The organism is Streptomyces albicerus, assembly GCF_008905045.1.
Lineage (GTDB): Bacteria > Actinomycetota > Actinomycetes > Streptomycetales > Streptomycetaceae > Streptomyces > Streptomyces albicerus.
Window position 1 is genome coordinate 198276 of record NZ_VWMY01000003.1, and the last position, 19187, is coordinate 217462.

Sequence of the window (19187 nt, forward strand, 5' to 3'; positions counted from 1 at the left end):
CGTTCCAGAAGCAGACCTGGCCGAAGACGTCGAAGCCGGCGACGCCGTCCGGGTTGATCTTGTCGAAGCGGGGCTTGGGGATCTGCAGGCCGTTGATCCCGTCACCGGCGAGCGGTCCGCTCGTCACGGTGCGGTCGGGTACGGGGCTGCCCTCCTTGAGGTCGCCCTTGAAGTAGAGGCTGCCGACCTCGCCGGTGTTCCATGTGCCGACGCCGTTGCCCTCCACGGAGAATGTCGGTACCGGGATCCCGCCGAATCTGCCGGTGCCGGCCACGTCGAAGACGATGTCGGTCAGCTCGGGCGCCGCCCCGCTGGGCGATCGGCAGTCCTTGTACCCGATGTGCCCAGTCACCTCTGCCTCCCGGACCAGCACGCCGAGCGGCGGACTGAAGTTCACCTCGGCGTCGAGGCGGCACACGAGGTCGGGCACCGGGACCGGGGCGGCCTGGGCGGCGGGAGCGGTCAGGACCGTCCCCGCCATGACGACGGCGGCCAGCGCGGCCCTCCTCCCGTGGCGCGCCGGGCGGGGAGAGGCCTTCGCGGGGGACACCGTCGCTTTCGCTGCGTACGTCATGCCGTACAGCTCCTTCTCTGTTGTGTTCACGCCGTGGCCGTCCTGCCACGGAGGACTTCGCTCGCGGAACCGAGATGGCGCGCGAGGTCGCGGTACGACTCCAGGACCCCGGTCTCGACGTACGGGATCTGCCGTTCGGCGCAGAACGCCTTGACGACGGGGTACGCGTGTCGCAGGGCCGAGCGCGGCATGCCGGGGAAGAGGTGGTGCTCGATCTGGTAGTTGAGGCCGCCGTAGAAGAAGTCGCCGACCAGGGAGGTGGGCAGGGTGCGCGAGGTGAGCACCTGCCGTTCCAGCCAGCTCCACTCCTTGCCGACCCGGGTGGGCAGCCCCTTGTGGTTGACGGCGAAGGCCAGCCCGAGGAGGTAGCCGAGGAGGCCTTGGTGGACCGCCAGGAAGAGCAGAACGCTCGGCCAGGGCAGGAGCAGGAAGAGGGCGCCGAAGAAGAGCACCATGTGCAGGGCCATCAGCCCGCCCTCCAGGAGGGGCTGCCGCACGGCCCGCCTGCGCAGGGCGATGATCCCGGCGATGCGGAGCACCACGGCTTCCAGGCCCAGCAGCGGGAAGAACAGGTACCGCTGGTTGGCGGCGAGGAAGCGGGCGAATCCCTTGCGTTCCTGCGCCTGTTCGGGGGCGAAGATCGCCACGCGGCGCAGGATGTCCGGGTCGAGTTCCAGGTGGTTGGGGTGGTTGTGGTGCCGGTTGTGGTGCTGCTCCCACCAGCCGAAGCAGACCCCGAGCAGCAGGTTTCCGTGGATCAGGCCGAGGGCCCTGATGTGCTTGCGGGACCGGGTGATCTGCCGGTGTCCGGCGTCGTGCAGGAGGAAGGCGAGCTGCTCGTGCCAGACGGCGAGCCAGACCGCGGCCAGGACCACCTGCCACCAGGCGCCGTCGGAGAGCGCGAGGGCCGCCCAGCCGACGGCGTTCATCAGCCAGACCACCACGATCCCGGTGACGTACTGGCCCTTGCGGGCCCGCATCAGCCCGGCGTCCGTGACGCGCCGGGTCAGTTCACGGAAGTCGTCCTCCAGCGAACCGGGTTCGTACGGTGAGGAGTTGGCTGCCGGGCTGTCGGTCATCGGTGTGCCACCGAACCTTTCGTGCGTGTGCGTCTTGTACGTCCGCTGCGTCTTGTACGTCCGCTGAATCGCCTTGTGCCTCCGCCGGATTGCCTTGTCCCTCCGCCGGATCGCCTTGTATGTCCGTCGGATCGCCGGAAGTCACGGAGTCAGGCCCATGTCCGCGAGCCGTGCTTCCTGGGTGGCGCGCGCCCATTCGGCGGCGGTCAGCATCCGTTCCTCGGGGGTGGTGTCGACGAGGCGGCGGCCCGGCCACAGCTCGTAGTCGTCCGCGAGGTCGCGATGCTGGTCCAGGCCCTGCTGGTAGAGCTGCTCGCGGCGGAAGGTGAGTTCCTCGACCGGCAGCCGGGACCACAACTCCATGCCGCGCCCGATCAGTTCGCCGATCCGGCCCAACTCCTCGGGGTGGCGCCGCAGATGGCGCCGGACGATGGTGCTGCCCACCGACAGATGCCGGATCTCGTCGATGCCAGCCGCCCGCTCGATCTCGGCGGCCGGCGGGTCGAAGGGCCGCCACTTGCGCTCGCTCAGCTCGGCGGTGGGCGCGAGGACGCCTTCGACGAGGACGGTCAGGGTGATCACACCGCCGATGTAGTCCCGGCCCTCCTCGAGGACGGACAGCCCGAACTCCTCCAGCGGGGTCAGGATCGCGTCCCGGTCGGCGCCGGCGAGCGACTCCATCGTGGCTTCCAACCGGTCTTCCGCCACGCCCAGTTCGAGCAGATGGCCGCGGAAGGCGTAGGCGTGGCGGGCCTCGTCCATCAGCTGGGTGGTGAAGAAGTCCATCCCGGTGAGGTCGGGGGCGTACGCGACGAGGAAGGAGATGGCCCGGGCCGCCTTCTCCTCCGCCATCGAGCGGAAGGCGAGCTCCTGCATGACGGCCTGCCGCAGCGGGCCGTCGGCCAGCATGTGGTCCGGGACCGGTACGTCCGGTGAACGGCCCATCGGATCACCGCCGAGGGTGCCTTCGGGCACGGCGCGGAACCAGTAGCCGAGATCGCAGTACTCCGGTGTCAGTTCGGTGTGCAGCGCTCCTTCCAGGAGGTTCGGGGCGCGGTGGCGGTCGGCTTCCGCCGGGATCTTCGAAGCGAACGTGGTCATTTCGGCCTTTCTGGCTCAGGGTTCGTGGCTGCTGGGGATGGGGTTTCCGACCGACGGGCTGCTGATCGGCTCGGATGCCGGACCGACTCGTACGGCGGACCGGCTCGGACGGCAATCCGGCTCGGACGGCAAACAGGCTCGGACGGCAAACAGGCCTGGTTTCAGACCGACTTGGTGAGGCGCATCAGCCGCCATACGGCGCGGGGGCTCACTCCGCCCTGGAACGCCAGGTACTCCGGCTCGATGAGGTGCGGGCGCCACTTGAGCTTGAAGGACTCCTGGGCGGCGGCCGGGTAGACGGCCTGCCCCCTGGCCGCCAGCAGCTCCACGCAGCGGCGCAGGACACGGCTGGCAGGGCCGGGCTCGGCCGCGTCGGGGCGGAGTTGGACGAACGGGGTGAACCCGAGGTGCAGCCAGCCGCAGCCCTCGTCCTGGAACTGCCGCAGGGCGGTGGCGAACATCAGCTCCACCGTGCCGGGCGGGGCGTCGGGCAGTCGCCGCGTAAGGTCGTACAGCCAGCCTGCCCGCGCGCCGAAGACGGGCGAGTAGGACACGTACCCGACGGTCCGCCCTTCATGGATGGCGGTGAACAGGCGCCGGTGCGGTGCGCCCGGGCCGCCGCGTTCGCCGATGAGGAAGTCGAGTTCCTTGACGTGGCGGCCCTTGGCCCGCAGCCAGGCGGCGTCCACCGCGTCGAGGGCCGCGCCGACCGTTTCGCCGTCCCGTTCGGCCGCGGGCACCTCGGTGACGGTCACTCCTTCTCTGCGGGCCCGGTTGACCATGTTGCGGACCTTCACCATGCGCTGGCCGCCGAGGCTGTAGCCGTCCAGCGCGATACTGAAGGAGGCACCGAATCTGTTGACCACGAAGCCGTGCCGGGCATGCAACTCGGCTCCGGCGCGGGAGAGTTGTACGGCGGCGACCCGGCGCCCTTCTTCGTCGGCTCGCGCGAGCAGCGCGCCCAGCAGCCGCTCCCGGTCCTCAACCGGACATACGGGGCCGCCCAGTTGGAACAGATGCCGCCCGGCCTCCCGGTAGGGGACGAACCCGTCGACTCCGTCCGCGTGGAAGCGCCGGTTGCCGCGGTTCATCGCGAGGAAGGCACTGCTGTGGCTCCCGTGCCGGCGCAGCATCTCGTACGCCTCGGTGTCCGCGAGTGCCTGCGGGGCGCTCACCGGGTCGCCGCCTCGTGCTTTTCATGTGCTTCATGTGCTTCATGCCAGGGCACGGCCGCGAAGTCCCGTAAGGCGGTCTGGACGGAGGGGTGGGGCATGGGTTCGAAGGACACCGTGAACGACTTGGCGAAGTTGCCGAACAGGGCGCGGTCGCCGAAGAGATGGATGGGCAGGACCAGCAGCGCCCACTCCCAGCCGGACACCAGGATCCAGGCGCCGAGGACCGCGCCCTGCACGCTCAGGCTGTGCATGGTGTTGTAGAGCACGTAGTAGACGCGGGAGACGCGCCGGTCGGGACTGCGGTGGTACGCGATCGCGCCGGGGAGATAGCCGATGACGTCGACGTACGCGAAGAGGGCGACGGCGACCCACCAGCGCACCTCGTCCAGGTGCGCGAGGAAGAAGCCGGTGGCGACCAGCAGCCCGAGCAGGTACTCGAGGCGGAGCAGCCGGTAGGTGGTGGGGGTCTGACAGAGGTTGTGTCCGTCCACGGTCACCGCCCGAGGAGCGGGATCAGGGCATCCGGCCCGATGCCCGCCGGGCGGGTCGCGGTCACCAGGATCATGCTCTCCTTCTCCAGTCCCGGGAACGCCGCCAGGTGCGGGGCGAACCGCTCGACCGCGTACGGCAGTGCCAGCAGGTCGGCGACGCGGGCCTGCCAACCGTGGCCGCCCCACCAGTGCTCGGCGTCCGCGAGGTGCCAGACCCACGGGGTTCCGGAGCCGGACAGGGCCTCCAGCCAGGGCTTGACGAAGGGCGAGTCGGCGGCGTCGGCGTTCAGGCACTCGGCGCCGAGGGTGCTGCCCGGCGCGGACAGCCCGCTCACCGTGCGGACCAGGCATTCCACCGCCTCCGGCGCGAGATAGAAGAGCAGGCCCTCGCACAGCCAGGCGGTGGGACGGCTCGGGTCGAACCCGGCGGTGAGCAGCGCGTCCCGCCAGTCGCCCAGGAGGTCGGCGGCGACGGCGGTGCGGCCGGCGGTGTCCGGGCGGCGGCCGGCGAGGACCCGCTCCTTGAAGGCGTGCACGGCCGGCAGATCGACCTCGTAGACGTGGGTTCGGGCGGGCCAGTCGAGCCTGTACGCCCGGGTGTCCAACCCGGCGCCCAGCAGGACCACTTGACGGCATCCCGTGCGGGCCGCGGCGAGCAGGTGGTCGTCGAAGAACCGGGTACGGACGGCCAGCCAGTCGGGCAGCACCTTCTGCAGGACACCGGATCCCGGAGGGGCACCGGCCGGGCCCGCGGAGTCCAGGAACTCGGCCGCCAGGGGGTCCCGGAAGAGCGCGTCCGCCCGGCTCGACTCGTGGGCCCGCATGCGTACGGTCCACAGGGCGGTCTCCGAGACGCCGCCAAGGGGCGTGGCGGCGGTGGCGGTGGCCGCGGCGCGCGGCCCCGCGTCGTGCGAGGGGTCGTGGTGCGGCACAGGCAGGGACATGGGCATGGGTGTGTCCTTCGTACGTACGGTGAATGGGAACGGTTCGGAGAATGGGAACGGGTCGGAGTCGGGGTGGAGTTGGAGGTGCGGCCGCGTCAGCGGGATAGGCGGCGGCGGTCGAACAGCAGGGCCGCGGCGCCCAGGGCCATCAGGCCGCGTGACGGTGACCAAGGTCGTTGCCCGCCCATCGCGGCGGGGGTGTGCGGCTCGTGGAGCTGGAGCGCGAGCTGGCGGTTCGCGGCGTCGGAGAGGAGCCCTCGCCACTGTTCGGGGGCGGACGCGGCGGCGGACAGCAGGTCCATGGTGTTGCGGGCGACCTGGTCCAGGGAGAAGTACTCGCGGATCAGGGCCACGATGATGCCGCGTACCTCCGCCTTGAAGACCTCCGCGAGGGCGATGTCCGGCGCGAGGCAGCGCACCGAACCCTCCAGGTTCGCGAAGGACTTGCCGAGCAGGGAGATGGCGGGCGCCGAGCCGATGCCCCGCCTGGTCGCCTTCTCCAGCACGGTGGTCAGGGAGACCCCGAAGTTGATGTCCTCCAGGGAGGCCGTGGCGACCTTCGGGACCAGCGCCGCCATGTCGGCGGCGAACGCGGGCAGGTTCGACCAGGCGGTGACCCGGCCCATGTCCGCCCAGGCCCGGGCCAGGCCGTGGCCGTCGTTCTGGGCGATGGCCATGAGCAGCGGCAGCAGTTGCAGACTCGTCCGGCGGTCGAGGCGGCCGACCATGCCCCAGTCGATGAGCGTGGCGGGGCCGCCGGGCTGCGCGAAGACGTTGCCCGCGTGCGGGTCGGCGTGGAACATGCGGTCGACGAAGTAGCCCCGGTACATGAACCGCAGCAGGTCCTTGCCGATCTCCGTGCGCTCCCGGTCGCTGAACTGGGCGCGGTCCAGGTGCCGTACGGATGCGCCGGGCGCCAGCGACTGGACCAGTACCTTCGGGGTGGCGTGGACGACCCGGGGCACGGCCAGCGTCGGGTAGCGGCGGATGTTCTCGCGGGCCTCGTCCATGTTGCGGGCCTCGCCGGTGAAGTCCAGTTCGGGTTCCATCGCGTCGAAGATGGAGCCGAGCATCGCCTCCACGTCGATGACCTCGTTGAAGCGTGGTGCCGTGCGGGCCACGATCCTGGACGCCTTGCGCATCAGGGCCATGTCCGCGTGGACCGTGTCGCGGATGCCGGGCCGCTGGATCTTCACCACGGCGGGCCGACCGCCTGGCAGGGTGACCCGGTACACCTGTGCCAGGGACGCCGCTCCCAGCGGGCGGGTCGTGTCGATGTCGTCGAAGCGCAGCTTCCAGTCCGCTCCCAACTCGTCCTGGAGTACGGGTTCGAAGACGGAGAACGGCTGGACGTCGACCTGGTCGTGGAGGTTCTGCAGTTCGGCGATCATGGACGCGGGCACCATGTCGGGCCGGGTCGAGAGGATCTGGCCGAGCTTCACATAGAACGGGCCGAGGCTTTCCAGGGCGTGCCGCACCGCCTTGGCGCGGCGCGACCCGTCCCCGGCGGAGGCCTCGGCCTCCGCCGGGGACAGCGCGTCCCGCCTGGACCGCCGGCGCTCCCGCGTCACCTGGCCGACCTCGTCGGCGACGAGGCTTCCCAGCACCTTCACCACCAGCCGAAGCCGACTGCCGAGCATGGCACCCATGCGTGACAACCTCCTTGTGCCTGACGAGTTCTGTCGGTCTGCAGGCGGCCGCCCGCCGCCCCGGTCGCCCATCCGCGTGGGGTGACGAGGTGCGGTCGCCCGCGCGAGGTGAGCACCGGCGATCACCCCTCCGGTGTGGAGTCCTGCGCGAGCCCTCCGGGCGCAGCGGTCGCTCGCGCAGGCCCATCACGCAGGCCCATCACGCAGGCCGGTCAAACGGTGCGGTCACCGGCGCGAGGTGCGGAGCTGCGTCACCTCGCGAGGTGCGAGGCGAGGAGCCTGTGCCACCTCGCGAGGTACGGCTCCGCGCCCCGGCCACGGACGGCTGGCGTCGCGCGCTCCGCCAGGGGCAGGTGGCGCGGGCCTGGCTCAGCCGGTGCTCAGGTCCCCTTCCTGGCCGCCGGTGTGCGGCTGCCGCCGGTCACGGCACCGGTGACGCCCTGGACGTTCTCCAGCACCCCCACCAAGTTGGCGACGAGCTCGGAGAGTTGGGCGATCTGGCGGGGCAGGGCGGCCAGGCCCTCCGCCATGTCCGCCGCTCCCGACACCGCGGAGGTCGCCCCGCCCGCCACCTGCCCGAGCGCGGCCAGCGGATTGGCTCCACCGGCGCCACCCCCCAGGGCGGCCAGCGGGTTCGCACCCGCGGCTCCGCCGAGGGCGGCGAGGGGATTCCCGCCGCCGCCCGCGATGGCCGCGAGCGGGTTGGGCGCCGCGCCCGCGGCACCGGCGATCGCGGCGAGCGGGTTCGCCGCACCGGCCCCGGCCGCCGCGTTGGCGGCGTTCGCGAGTGCCGCCACGGGATTGGCCACGCCGCCCAGCGCCGACAAGGCGCTGACCGTCCTCAGGACGTCGCCCGGCAGTCCGGTAAGCGCCTGATACGGGTTCCCCGGGGTGAGCCAGTCCGTGGAATTGGAGTCATCTCCTTTCCGGTCGAGGATGTCATCGAACGCCTTCTTCGTGCTGTCGGCGATATCGCCGATGAAATCCTTGATCGTATCCTGGGTGTTGTTCTTGCCCACGGTCACTTCCCTTTCCCTCGCACCTGCACCCCCGGAGTTCGGGAGCCGTTCTGATGCCCGCGCGCGCAGAAATGAGCCACACACGGGAAGAAGGTGGAAATCCGCTATGCCACGGCACCGTCAAGAGCTCTGGCGCAGACGAGCCGCAGCCGCGCCCGACCACGCGTGAACGCACCCTCGGCCGCCTTGACCGAGATCTGGTGTATGCGGGCGAATTCCAGAGTGGAGATTCCATGGGCGCGAGCGAGCACGACCTGCCGCTCCCGCCCCCGCAACAGGTGCACCTGACGGAGCAGCCAGCGCCCGAAGTCCTTGTCGCACACACCCTCGTCGGGCATCTCGGGCGTGCGCACGTCCGCGGCGCGGCGCAGCAGCCGTCGGCTCCGCTCCAGCTCGCGGTAGTGGTCGACGCATAGACGCAGCGCGACCGTGGTCAGAAAGGGACCGATCCGCTCCCGGTCCAGATCGCCGTACGCGGCCGCCCTCAGCATCGCTTCCTGTACGCAGTCCTCCGCGTCCTGCGCATTCGGAAGCCGCCGGCGTACCAGCCTCATCAATCTTTCCCGATGGCTGGCGATCACATCCCAGGATAACTCTCGTCGCATTTCTTCCCGGGATTCATCAATTTGAGGTTCGTGAATTTCTGGATCGACGATACCGAACACACCCGAGCTGTCTACCGAATTCCTGTGGTCCATTGGCCCCGAGACGATTTCCTGGTGCGAAGTTGAATATTCACACGGCCTATCCAAACCCGACGCGAAGGTTCCTTTCCGAGCCGGGACAGCAGCAAACCGGGGCCATTGCCTTCCACTCATCCGCATGGAAACCGGACGATCGCGTTCCGCCACGCTTCGAGCCGTGCTACACATTTTGTGCACGCGCCTGCGGCAGCGAACGCCTGCTGAAACGTCACGGCGTTGACGAAAGCGGCTCCTGAGACTCAGATAAACCACCCGCACCGGCGATGCGCGCATTGAACAAGCCAAAATCCATCAGGGCGCGCAGGGTCCGGCCGCCCCCGTCACTCGGTGTCGGGCTCCTGGGTGAGGCGAGCGAAATCGGTGATGACGGGTACGAGTTCGCCGCGCAGCCACAGGGGCAACTGGTCCCGGTGGTGCTCGCCGCCCGGGATGCCGTCGGCACCCAGGGGTACGACCCAGAGGCTGTTCTCGCGCCGGGCGAGGTCCCAGACGTACCGGGCGGAGGGCCCGCGGGAGCTGAGATCGGTGACGCCGGGCGTGCTCGAGGTGGCCAGAACGCAGTCGTGGTCACCGCCGAGGCCGGGCCACTCCTCGTCCTCGGCGGCGGGGAGAATCCGGGCGGGAGCGAGGCGATGCAGTTCGCCCCAGGTCACGGCTTCCGCGTCGGCGACCTCCTGCAGCGCCGCCCGGACGATCCCCGTTCCGTCGAGCCCCGGGAGCAGGTCGGTTCGCAGGAGGTTCTCCAGCGCGGAGGCGATTTTCGCGGTGAGGTTCAGCCATGGCTCGAACACGGCGGGATACGGCAGGGGCGGCACGGCGAGTCTCTTCAACTCCGGGGCCGCCGCGACCCGTCGTACGACGGCCGAGCGCAGCCGCGCGTAGTCCGCGGCGGCGATGCTGTCGGCGTCCATACGTCGATTCCAGGACAGCAGTCGCTCCCGCAACCGCGCCGCTTGCGGACCGAGGCCGTCGAGCCGCGCCACCTGTTCCAGCAGGGGAACGGCGGCCGCGAGGTAGGTGTCCATGTGAATGGCCGCCATCTCCTGGGGCGTCCACTCCCGCGACTCCCGCAGCAGCTCGTCGATGCGGTCGGCACGGTACGGCGGGGCGAACTCCGCCCCGAGGGGTGCGGCGAGGCCACGCTCATTGGCCATCACCGCGATGCCGTCCACCTCGGCGCGCGGTGTGTCATGGCGGCCCTGCCACTCGTGCCCTCCCTCCCAGGCGGGCACGATCCGCAGTCGGTTGTCCCGGTGACGTATGGGCACGTATCCGGCCACCCGGTGCACCAGTCCTCCGGCCGAGTCCGCGGCGTGCACGACGTTCACCGGCTCGATCCAGCGGTCGAGCGCCCGGTCCACGTCCTCGACCGTACGGGCGCGGAGGAGGGCCGGGAGCACGTCGAACCCCAAGTCCGCGGTGACGCGCGGCGGATAGCGGAGACTGATGCCTCCGGGGAGCCCGACGGGTTCCGAAGGCTCCGAGTCCTGCGCATCCCTCGCATCCCCCGCGTCCCCCGCGTCAAGCCCGTCGATGATGACCGGCCCGCGTTCCGTCTCGATCACGTCGATCTCGACCGGATCGCCTCCGGCGACCCGAATGGTCTCCCGGTGACGGGCGGCCGGTCGCCACCCCGAGGGTCCCAACGCCTCGATGCCGCCGCCCGAGGCACGCAGGCGCTCCGCGTACAGGTCGTGGTAGTCGGACATGGCGTTGGTGATGGCCCAGGCGACGGTGCCGGTGTGGCCGAAGTGGGCGATGCCGGGGACCCCGGGGACGGCGAAGCCGACGACGTCGTACGAAGGGCAGGACAGGTGTATCTGCTGGTAGAAGCCGGGATTCTGGATGAAGCGGTGGGGGTCGCCCGCGATGAGCGCGGACCCGGAGGCGGTGCGGTCGCCCGAGACCATCCAGCCGTTCGAACCCGACGTGGCAGGACCGTCCGTGGCGAACAGTTCGAGGGCCTCGTCACCGAGCCGGCGGGCCACCTCCTCGCGCCACAGCTTGGTCGGGAACCCCGCGAAGAGGATGTGGTGGGCGAGCCAGACTCCGAGGGGTGTCCAGCTCCGCCAGGGCTCCGGGACGAGCCTGACGGCCGCGAACTCGGGCGCGTTCGCCGCTCCCCGCTCAAGGCCGGCGTTCACACCGTCGACGTACGCCGAGACCCATGCCGCCGTCTCCTCGTCCAGCGCGTCGAAGCAGCGCCGGGCAGTGTCGTCGAGCCGGGCCCGGCGGGCGAAGCGGTCCCAGGGGACGGCGTCCACGCCGAGGAAGGAGGCCGAGGTGCCCTGCGACCGGTGGCGCTCCACCTCGATCTGCCAGGCCCTGTCGTGCGCCGCGTTCCTCCCCTGGGCGAAGGCCAGTTGGAGCGGATCGGAGGCACGGAGATGCGGAATACCCCAGGCGTCCCGGTACGTACTGCCCGCCATGGTCCGCTCTCCTCAAACTCCTGGCACACGGCTGAACCGAGCACCCGACGACAGCCCCGCATCAAGTTAGCTTAGGCTAAGCTAACTTTTCTGAATCGGGCTCGGCGCACACGCCATCAGTGAGGAGTCCGCCCATGGGCTTACCGGTCATCAGCTCCTATCCCATGCCTGACCGTTCAGCGGTCCCTCCGTCCGGACCGCCCTGGACGATTGACCCGGCACGGGCCGCACTGCTCGTCCACGACATGCAGAACCACTTCGTCCAGGCCTTCCCGCCGGACTGCTCCCCCGTCGTGGAGCTCCTCGACAACATCACCACCCTGCGCGAACTCGCGGGCACCCTCGGCATGCCGGTCGTGTTCAGCTGCGAACCGGCCGCCCAACGCCCCGGCCAGCGAGGGCTGATGACCGACATCTGGGGTCCGGGCATCGGCCCGGAACCCGACGACGACGCGGCGATCGTCACACAACTGACACCCCGGGTGGGAGAGCACCTGCTGGTCAACGTCCGCCACAACGCGTTTCTCCGCAGCCACCTCGGCCGGCTGCTCCGCTCGGCGGGGCGTGACCAGCTGGTCCTCTGCGGTGTCCGGGCCCACCTCGGCATACTGCTGACGGCGGCGGACGCCTTCATGCACGACATCCAGCCGTTCGTCGTGGCCGACGCGGTGGCCGACTTCTCCGCCGAGGACCACTCCATGGCCCTGCGGTGGATCGCGCGCACCAGCGTCGTCTGCACCACCGACCAGCTGATCCGCCACCTTCTGCACGGCAGGGCCGCACAGAGCATGTGACGCCCGCTGCGGCTCGGCGGTACCGCCGTACGGAAGCCAAGCCCCACCGTGGGCCGTTCAGGCGCAGGGGCGCCCCGGATAGTCGTCGCTCTCCGGTACGCCCGCCTCGCGCATCCTGCGCAGGACCTCGGGCAGGGCGGCCTCGTCGTCGATGTCGACAGGGCAGTTGGCGTCCCGGTCGAACACCAGGGTGTCCCCGGCGGTGTCCCACAGCACCCACCGGTGCGGGTACGGCGACCCCTCCCACAGGTGCGCGTAACCCTCAATGCCGTCCGTCCGCGTACTCACAGTGCGGCCTCCTCGTTCTCCCGGCCGTCGACGAATGTCGCGACCACGTCGATGTCGCCGATGCGCGAGGCGTCGACACTCCTCGGGTCGTCGCCCAGGACGACCAGGTCGGCGCGCTTGCCCGGGGTGAGACTGCCCGCGCTGTCCTCCCAGTGGCAGGCGTAGGCGCCGCCCACGGTGTACGCGCGCAGGGCCTCGTCGACGGTGATGCCCTCGTCCGGACCGATCACCTGCCCCGACTCGGAGGAGCGCTCGACCATGAACTGGACGGCCCTGAGCGGTGATCCGTCCGCGACGGGCCGGTCGGAGCTGCCGACGAGCGTGATGCCGTGCTCCAGGAATCCCCTCCCCCGGTACAGCCACGGCGCCCGCTCCGCCCCCATGATCGCCGCGTAGTCGTCGCCGAAGTAGCGCAGGAAGTTCGGTTGGACCACGGCCGTCACGCCCAGCTGCGCGAACCGGGGCAGCTGGTCGGGCCGGATGAGGCCCGCGTGCTCGATGCGGTGCCTGGCGCCCGGGCGCGGCCGGATGCGCTGCGCCCGCTCCAGGGCGTCCAGGGCGACGTCGGCCGCCCGGTCTCCGATGGCGTGGACGGCGAGCTGCCATCCGGCGAGGTGACCGTCGACGATCGTGTCCGCGAGCAGCTCCGGGTCGTCCTGCAACTGGCCCGCGTGGTCGAGCCCTTGGTACGGCGTGCTCAGTGCGGCCGTACGGGCCATCATGCCGCCGTCGGTGTAGATCTTCAGGGCGCCCACGGAGAGCCGGTCGTCACCGAACCCGGTCCGCAGCCCGAGGTCGAGGGCACGGGGGATGCCGTCGTCCGCGTGCGCGGTGACCGTACGCAGCCGGTCCGCGGCCACCATGAGCTGCACCCGCAACGGCAACTTGCCCTGTTCCTGGGCGAGTTGATACGCACCCAGCTCCACCGGGCTGTGGCCGAACAGCGCGCCGCCGATACCCGCCTCGGCGCAGGCCGTCACGCCCTCGGCCAGACAGGTCCGCGCCGCGAGTCCGATCGCATCGGCCAACTCCTGCTGGGAGTACGGAAGTCGCAGCGCCCGTGCCGCTCCCATGGCGCCCTCGGCGAGAAAGCCCGCCTCATGCGGGAGTTCGGCGGGCAGCAGATCCAGGACGGCCGTGTTGACCATGCAGCCGTGTCCCGAGTCGTGCATCATGAACACTTTGCGCCCGGCGCTGACCTTGTCCAGCTCGGCGGCGGTCAGATGGCGTCCGAGACCGCGCTGGTCGTAACCCGCGAGATCCGCCCAGCCCCCGTCCGGCGTCTGCGCCACCGCCTCGGCCACGACGGCGAGGACATCCTCGACCGACGTACACGGTGCCACGCTCGGCGTGCCCGCCTTGAAGCCCGTCCAGGCCAGATGCACATGGCTGTCGATGAACCCGGGCAGCACGGTGGCGCCCTGGAGGTCGACCACCCTGCGGGCGGGCAGCGAGGTCACCTCCTCGTCCAGGCCCACGATCCCGCCCTGCCAGATGCCCAGGTCGTGGGCGACGGGACGGTCCGGGTCCATGGTGAGGATGCGCGCGTTCGTCAGTCTCGTGGAGAGCATCGACGGGGCCTCAGCCGGTCCGCTCCGCCCTTCGCTCGACCAGGCTCTTGGGGCGCATGTCGGTCCAGTTGGCCTCGATGTGGTCCAGGCACTCCTGGCGCGGGGCCGGGCCGTGGGCGACGGTCCAGCCGGCCGGGACGTCCACGAAGTCGGGCCAAATGCTGTACTGGCCCTCATCGTTGACGAGCACGGAGTAGGTGCCGTCGGGGTTCTCGAACGGATTGGTGCTCATACCGTGCCTCCAGAGTGTGCGGAACCGGCTCGGCCGGAAGACCGCAGGTCATAATAAGGTAAGGATTACCTAACCAAAAGCCCAGTCTCGGCGGACCTCGCGCTCCCCACTGCGATTAAGGGCCGCCTAACCCAAGGGAGTTGGCCGTTGGAGACCGCAAGGTGACGGGCAAGAGACTCCGCCCCGTCCTTCTCGTGACGTCGCTCGGCGCCGTCCTGGCCGGGCTCTGCCTCTTGTCACTGGCGCTCGGCGCGGCCAACGTACCCCCGGACCAGGTGGTTCAGGCCCTGTTCGGCGATGCGCCGAGCCGGTTCGTGGACAACATCGTCTGGTCGGCGCGGGTGCCGCGTACCGCGCTCGCGCTCACGGCGGGCGCGGCTCTCGGCCTGTCCGGCGCGCTGATGCAGGCCCTGACCCGCAATCCGCTCGCCGACCCCGGAGTGCTGGGAGTCAGCGCGGGTGCCTCCTTCGCCATCGTGGTGGCCGTCGGGGTGCTCGGGGTCACGTCGCTGTACGGGTATGTGTGGTTCGCGTTCGCGGGGGCGCTGATCGCCACCGTGGTCGTCTATCTGCTGGGCGGCCTCGGGCGGTCGGGGATGACTCCGGTGAAGCTGGCGCTCGCGGGAGTGGCCGTCACCTCGCTCCTGTGGTCGTTCACGCAGGCCATCGTGCTCACCGACGTGGACGCGCTGGACCGGTTCCGGTTCTGGTCCGCCGGGTCACTCGCGGACGCGGACGACGGGACGGTGTGGCGGGTGCTACCCTTCCTCGTCATCGGGGCGGTGCTGGCGCTGGCCTGCGCCCCGGCCCTCAACAGCCTGGCCCTCGGGGACGACGTGGCGGCCTCGCTCGGCCGTCGTCTCGGCCTGGTCCGCCTCGCGGGCGTCGCCGCGATCACCCTGCTGACCGGTGCGGCGGTCGCGGTCATCGGCCCGGTCGTCTTCATCGGCCTGGTGGTCCCCCATGTCGCCCGCGTGCTCGCCCAGTCGGCGGGCATCGGCCCTGATCAGCGCTGGCTGTTGCCGCTGTCCGCGGTGCTCGCTCCCAGCCTGCTGCTCGCCGCGGACATCCTCGGACGCCTGGTGGCCCGGCCCACCGAGATCCAGGCGGGCGTCCTGGTCGCCTTCATCGGCGGACCGTTCTTCATCGCCATGGTCCGCAGGCGCAATCTGGCGGAGGTGTGAGCATGACGCACTCGAAGACAACCGCCCTGAAGACCCGTCCGGACACCGGCAGTTCATCCCGCTCCAGTCACTTCCGCACCTACCGGCTGGCCTTCCCGCCCGTCTCCGGTGTCTTCCGTCCCCGGCTGGTGGCCCTGTGCGCGGTGCTCGCCGCGGGCGCCTTCCTGCTGTTCTGCTGGGGCCTGTCGATGGGCGACTATCCGATCGCCTTCGCCGATGTCGTACGGGCCCTGGTGGGCTCCGGCGACCCCGGCACCGTACTCGTGGTCGAGGAACTGCGGCTGCCCCGCGCCCTGGTCGGGCTGCTCGCCGGGACCGCCTTCGGGGTCTCCGGCGCGCTGTTCCAGACCATGACCCGCAATCCGCTGGCCAGCCCCGACATGATCGGCCTCACGCAGGGCGCGGGGGCCGCCGTGGTCGCGGGCATCGTCCTGGGCTGGGACGGCGGCCTGGGCACCCAGACGCTCGGACTGTTCGGCGCGCTGGCCACGGCCCTGATCGTGTACCTGCTGGCCTGGCGGCGCGGCACCACCGGATACCGGATCATCCTGGTCGGCATCGGTGTGGCCTGGATCTGCACGAGCGTCACCGACTATCTGGTGGCCAAGGGCGGACGCTTCCAGGCACAGGCCGCACTCGGCTGGCTGGTCGGCAACCTCAACGGCCGGACGTGGGACCAGGTCGGGCCGCTCGCCATCGCGCTGGCCGTGCTGCTCCCGACAGCGCTGCTGCTCGGCCGGCTGCTGCGTACTCTCCAGCTCGGCAACGACGTGGCCACCGGCCTCGGCACCCGCGTGCAGCCCGTACGCCTCGCCATCCTGCTCACCGGTGTCGGCCTGATCGCCTTCGCCACGGCCTCCGCCGGACCCGTCGCCTTCGTGGCACTCGCCGCCCCGCAGATCGCGCAGCGGCTGGCCGGTACCGCCTGGCCGCCCACGGTTGCCTCGGGACTGACCGGGGCGCTGGTGGTCCTGGGCGGCGACCTCATCGCCCGTACGCTCGTCTCCGGCACGGAACTGCCGGTCGGAATCGTCACCGGCGTGCTCGGCGCACCGGTTCTGCTCTGGTTGCTCGCCCGCGCCAACCGCGCGGGTTCAGGAGGTTGATCCCATGCCGGCTGAGCCCCGGTCGACCGACGGCACATCCGCCGATCGCACATCGGCCGACGTCCCGTCGACCGACCGCGTGCCGACCACCTACCCGGACCTGCGGGCGAGCGGTCTGCGGCTGGCCTACGACAACCGGCTGGTGGTGGACGGCCTCGACCTGGCCGTTCCGCCCGGCCGGATCACGGCCATCGTCGGCGCCAACGCGTGTGGGAAATCCACCCTGTTGCGCGCCCTCGCCCGGCTGCTCGCGCCCCGCGAAGGTGCCGTCCACCTCGACGGCCGGGCGCTGCAGTCGATACCGAGCAGGGAGCTGGCCCAGCGCCTGGGCATCCTGCCGCAGAGCCCGGTCGCGCCCGAGGGGCTGACCGTCATCGACCTGGTCAACCGCGGCCGTTCACCGCACCAGACCTGGTGGCGGCAGTGGTCCAAGGCCGACGAACAGGCCGTGCACCAGGCCCTGGACGCCACCAACATGACCGATCTCGCGGACCGGCCCGTCGACGAGCTCTCCGGCGGTCAGCGGCAGCGTGCCTGGATCGCCATGGCGGTCGCCCAGGGCACCCCCGTACTGCTGCTCGACGAGCCGACGACGTATCTGGACCTGGCCCACCAGATCGACGTCCTGGACCTGATCACCGACCTCAACCGGCGCGAGCACCGCACGGTCGTGATGGTGCTCCACGACCTCAACCAGGCCTGCCGGTACGCCGATCACGTCGTCGCCATGAAGTCCGGACGGATCGTCGCCGAGGGGAACCCGGCCGAGGTGATCACCGCCGAGACCGTCGAGGACGTCTTCGACCTGAGCTGCCAGATCACGCTGGACCCGGTCAGCGGCACACCGCTGGTGATTCCCATGGGGCGTCACCACGGGGCTCCGTCCGTGGAGGCGGCGGTGCGGACGGCCGACTGAGGACTCGATGTGGCCGCCCCGCCCGCCGACGCCGGAAGGCAAGCGGGGCGGCCACAGAGCTCACTGCCCCGCGGTGTCCGGCACGATCGTCGTCCCGGTTCCGACGGCGCCGCTCAGCCCGTCGAGCAGCGCATGCGGTGCGCGCCCGTCGAGCACCCGGGCCGTGCCCACCCCGGACCTGATGGCCCGCAGGCACGCCTCCATCTTGGGCCCCATGCCGCCGTTCAGCCCGGGCAGCAGCCGCTCCAGCTCCCCCGCGCCGATCCGGTCGACGACACGATCGCTCTCCGGCCAGTCGGCGTACAGCCCGGGGACATCGGTGAGGACGACCAGGACCCGCGTCCCCAGCGCGGCGGCCAACGCGCCCGCCGCCGTATCGGCGTTGACGTTGTAGACCTGTCCGTCCTCGCCCCGGCCGACGGAGGAGACCACCGGGATGTGCCCGCTGTCGAGCAGGAGGCGCACGACCGCGGTGTTCACCCGCGCCACGTCCCCGACCAGCCCGATGTCGACGGGCTCACCGGCCACGTCGGCGTACCGCTTGACGGCGGTCAGGGTGTGCCCGTCCTCGCCGCTGAGGCCGACGGCGTACGGACCGTGCTCGTTGATCAGCCCCACCAGGTCCTTCTGGACCTTGCCGGACAGCACCATCCGTACGACCTCCATGGTCTCCGGAGTGGTGACCCGAAGCCCGTTCAGGAAGGCGGACTTGAGCCCCAGCCGGTCCAGATGGGCGCCGATCTGCGGACCGCCGCCGTGCACCACGACCGGTCTGACGCCGGCGCGCCGCAGGGTGAGGACGTCTTGTGCGAAGGCCCGCCGGAGCGTGTCGTCGGTCATGGCGTTGCCGCCGTACTTGACGACGACCGTGTGTCCGCGCAGGGGCTCCAGTGCCGTGAGGCGCTCGGTGAGGTCGGCGGACGTCGCCATGTCGTTCGTGGCCGTTTCGGTCACGACCGCCCCGCTCACGGACGAGCCGTGAGGTAGCCGCCCATCGTGCGGAAGTGGTCGGTCGCCGCGTGCTCCACACCGTCCTCCGTCCGTACGCGCTTGACGACCAGCCCGGGCAGTCGGCCGCTCCTTGCCTCCGCGCCGGCGACGATGACGACTCCGTCGCCCTCACGGATGAAGATGCGCCCCGGGGTGCCGCCGTAACGGCCCTGCGAGACCTCGGACTCGACGATCCGGATCCGCTGCCCGCGGTGGTGGGTGAAGGCGTTGGGGTACGGGTCGCACTGGGCGCGGACGAGTCGCTCGACGTCCTCAGCCGGCCAGGTCCAGTCGATGCGGCTGTCCTCGAGGGACCGCTTGTGGAAGAAGCTGGCGCGGCTGCGGTCCTGGGGGATCCAGCGCGCGCGGCCCGAGGCGATCAGGTCGAGCGACTCGTCGACGACCGGCGCGATCAGGTCGACCGTGCGGTGGAACAGGTCGGTGACGGTGTCGGCCGGGCCGACCGGTACGGCGCGCTGCAACAGGACGTCGCCCGCGTCGAGTTCGGCGTTCATCCGGTGCGCGGTGACACCGACCTCCCGCTCGCCGTTGATGAGCGCCCAGATCAGCGGGGAGAAGCCCGCGTACGCCGGGAGCAGCGAGTCGTGGATGTTGAGCGTGCCGTGGGGCGGGAGGTCGAAGACCTCCGGGGGCAGCACGGTCCGCCAGTTGTTGGCGACGATGAGGTCCGGTGCCACGTCCCGCAGGGCGGCGAGGAGTTCGGGGTCGTCGGGCCGGTTGCGCAGCAGGACCGGTACGTCGTGCTTCTCGGCCAGGTCGGCAACCGAGTCGTCCCAGATCTTCTCGTATACGTGGTCGCTCTTGGGGTGGGTCACGGCCATGACCACCTCGTGGTCGGACTCCAGCAGAGCCTGGAGGGTGCGGTGCCCCCAGGTCTGATAGCCGAACATGACGACCCGCATTGTCGATCCTCTCCTAGG

19 protein-coding genes are annotated in these 19187 nt (G+C 70.7%); 4 read left to right on the plus strand and 15 right to left on the minus strand.

Annotation, left to right across the window (positions count from 1 at the left end; translation table 11 throughout):
- The 10 genes from GAS53_RS54950 to GAS53_RS03845 all read right to left on the minus strand — a co-directional run.
- A partial coding sequence (locus GAS53_RS54950) for a hypothetical protein (RefSeq protein ID WP_192582930.1) occupies window positions 1-574 on the minus strand: 574 nt, incomplete at its 3' end.
- A gap of 26 nt (window positions 575-600) precedes the next feature.
- Complete coding sequence (locus GAS53_RS03805; protein ID WP_151475962.1) at window positions 601-1653, minus strand: fatty acid desaturase family protein; 1053 nt, start codon at window positions 1651-1653, stop codon at window positions 601-603.
- A gap of 141 nt (window positions 1654-1794) precedes the next feature.
- Complete coding sequence (locus GAS53_RS03810) at window positions 1795-2754, minus strand: VlmB-like protein (protein WP_151475963.1); 960 nt, start codon at window positions 2752-2754, stop codon at window positions 1795-1797.
- A gap of 161 nt (window positions 2755-2915) precedes the next feature.
- A complete protein-coding gene (locus GAS53_RS03815) occupies window positions 2916-3929 on the minus strand; it encodes a bifunctional lysylphosphatidylglycerol flippase/synthetase MprF (RefSeq protein ID WP_318721056.1) in 1014 nt (337 codons plus the stop codon).
- Complete coding sequence (locus GAS53_RS03820; protein ID WP_225858698.1) at window positions 3926-4426, minus strand: hypothetical protein; 501 nt, start codon at window positions 4424-4426, stop codon at window positions 3926-3928. The genes GAS53_RS03815 and GAS53_RS03820 overlap by 4 nt, the downstream gene beginning before the upstream one ends.
- Entirely contained in the window at window positions 4423-5370 is a 948-nt protein-coding gene (locus tag GAS53_RS03825; RefSeq protein ID WP_151475964.1) for an SAM-dependent methyltransferase, read from the minus strand. Before GAS53_RS03825 ends, GAS53_RS03820 begins: the two co-directional genes overlap by 4 nt.
- 89 nt (window positions 5371-5459) lie before the next feature.
- Complete coding sequence (locus tag GAS53_RS03830; RefSeq protein ID WP_151475965.1) at window positions 5460-7013, minus strand: ABC1 kinase family protein; 1554 nt, start codon at window positions 7011-7013, stop codon at window positions 5460-5462.
- Window positions 7014-7393: 380 nt separating this feature from the next.
- A complete protein-coding gene (locus GAS53_RS03835; RefSeq protein ID WP_225858699.1) occupies window positions 7394-8038 on the minus strand; it encodes a hypothetical protein in 645 nt (214 codons plus the stop codon).
- 98 nt (window positions 8039-8136) lie between these two features.
- The gene (locus tag GAS53_RS03840) at window positions 8137-8637 is read right to left on the minus strand and encodes an RNA polymerase sigma factor (RefSeq protein WP_151476027.1); all 501 of its coding nucleotides are present in this window, start codon (window positions 8635-8637) and stop codon (window positions 8137-8139) included.
- A 419-nt stretch (window positions 8638-9056) separates the two neighbouring features.
- The gene (locus GAS53_RS03845) at window positions 9057-11165 is read right to left on the minus strand and encodes a penicillin acylase family protein (RefSeq protein WP_151475966.1); all 2109 of its coding nucleotides are present in this window, start codon (window positions 11163-11165) and stop codon (window positions 9057-9059) included.
- A 164-nt stretch (window positions 11166-11329) separates the two neighbouring features.
- Here GAS53_RS03845 and GAS53_RS03850 point away from each other — a divergent pair, with 164 nt between their 5' ends.
- The gene (locus GAS53_RS03850; protein ID WP_151475967.1) at window positions 11330-11959 is read left to right on the plus strand and encodes an isochorismatase family protein; all 630 of its coding nucleotides are present in this window, start codon (window positions 11330-11332) and stop codon (window positions 11957-11959) included.
- A gap of 57 nt (window positions 11960-12016) precedes the next feature.
- Here GAS53_RS03850 and GAS53_RS03855 read toward each other — a convergent pair whose 3' ends face one another.
- The 3 genes from GAS53_RS03855 to GAS53_RS03865 are packed head-to-tail and all read right to left on the minus strand — an operon-like array spanning window position 12017 to window position 14050.
- Entirely contained in the window at window positions 12017-12247 is a 231-nt protein-coding gene (locus GAS53_RS03855; protein ID WP_151475968.1) for a hypothetical protein, read from the minus strand.
- A complete protein-coding gene (locus tag GAS53_RS03860) occupies window positions 12244-13818 on the minus strand; it encodes an amidohydrolase (protein ID WP_151475969.1) in 1575 nt (524 codons plus the stop codon). Before GAS53_RS03860 ends, GAS53_RS03855 begins: the two co-directional genes overlap by 4 nt.
- 10 nt (window positions 13819-13828) lie before the next feature.
- Window positions 13829-14050: an MbtH family protein gene (locus GAS53_RS03865; RefSeq protein WP_151475970.1), complete on the minus strand. Its 222-nt coding sequence runs from the start codon at window positions 14048-14050 to the stop codon at window positions 13829-13831.
- Between the two features lie 161 nt (window positions 14051-14211).
- On the opposite strand from GAS53_RS03865, the gene GAS53_RS03870 reads away from it, so the two are divergent.
- Genes GAS53_RS03870 through GAS53_RS03880 form a run of 3 tightly spaced genes read left to right on the plus strand, consistent with a single transcriptional unit; the run spans window position 14212 to window position 17256 of the window.
- A complete protein-coding gene (locus tag GAS53_RS03870; RefSeq protein WP_192582932.1) occupies window positions 14212-15234 on the plus strand; it encodes a FecCD family ABC transporter permease in 1023 nt (340 codons plus the stop codon).
- A gap of 2 nt (window positions 15235-15236) precedes the next feature.
- Window positions 15237-16340 carry a FecCD family ABC transporter permease gene (locus GAS53_RS03875; RefSeq protein ID WP_151475971.1) on the plus strand — a complete coding sequence of 368 codons (1104 nt, stop codon included), beginning with the start codon at window positions 15237-15239 and terminating at the stop codon, window positions 16338-16340.
- Between the two features lie 4 nt (window positions 16341-16344).
- On the plus strand, window positions 16345-17256 hold the full coding sequence (locus GAS53_RS03880; protein ID WP_151475972.1) for an ABC transporter ATP-binding protein: 912 nt from the start codon (window positions 16345-16347) through the stop codon (window positions 17254-17256).
- A gap of 60 nt (window positions 17257-17316) precedes the next feature.
- Here GAS53_RS03880 and argB read toward each other — a convergent pair whose 3' ends face one another.
- On the minus strand, window positions 17317-18186 hold the full coding sequence (gene argB / locus GAS53_RS03885; RefSeq protein ID WP_151476029.1) for an acetylglutamate kinase: 870 nt from the start codon (window positions 18184-18186) through the stop codon (window positions 17317-17319).
- A 35-nt stretch (window positions 18187-18221) separates the two neighbouring features.
- Window positions 18222-19169, minus strand: a complete 948-nt coding sequence (locus tag GAS53_RS03890) for a methionyl-tRNA formyltransferase (RefSeq protein WP_151475973.1) — start codon at window positions 19167-19169, stop codon at window positions 18222-18224.
- Window positions 19170-19187 lie beyond the last annotated feature (18 nt).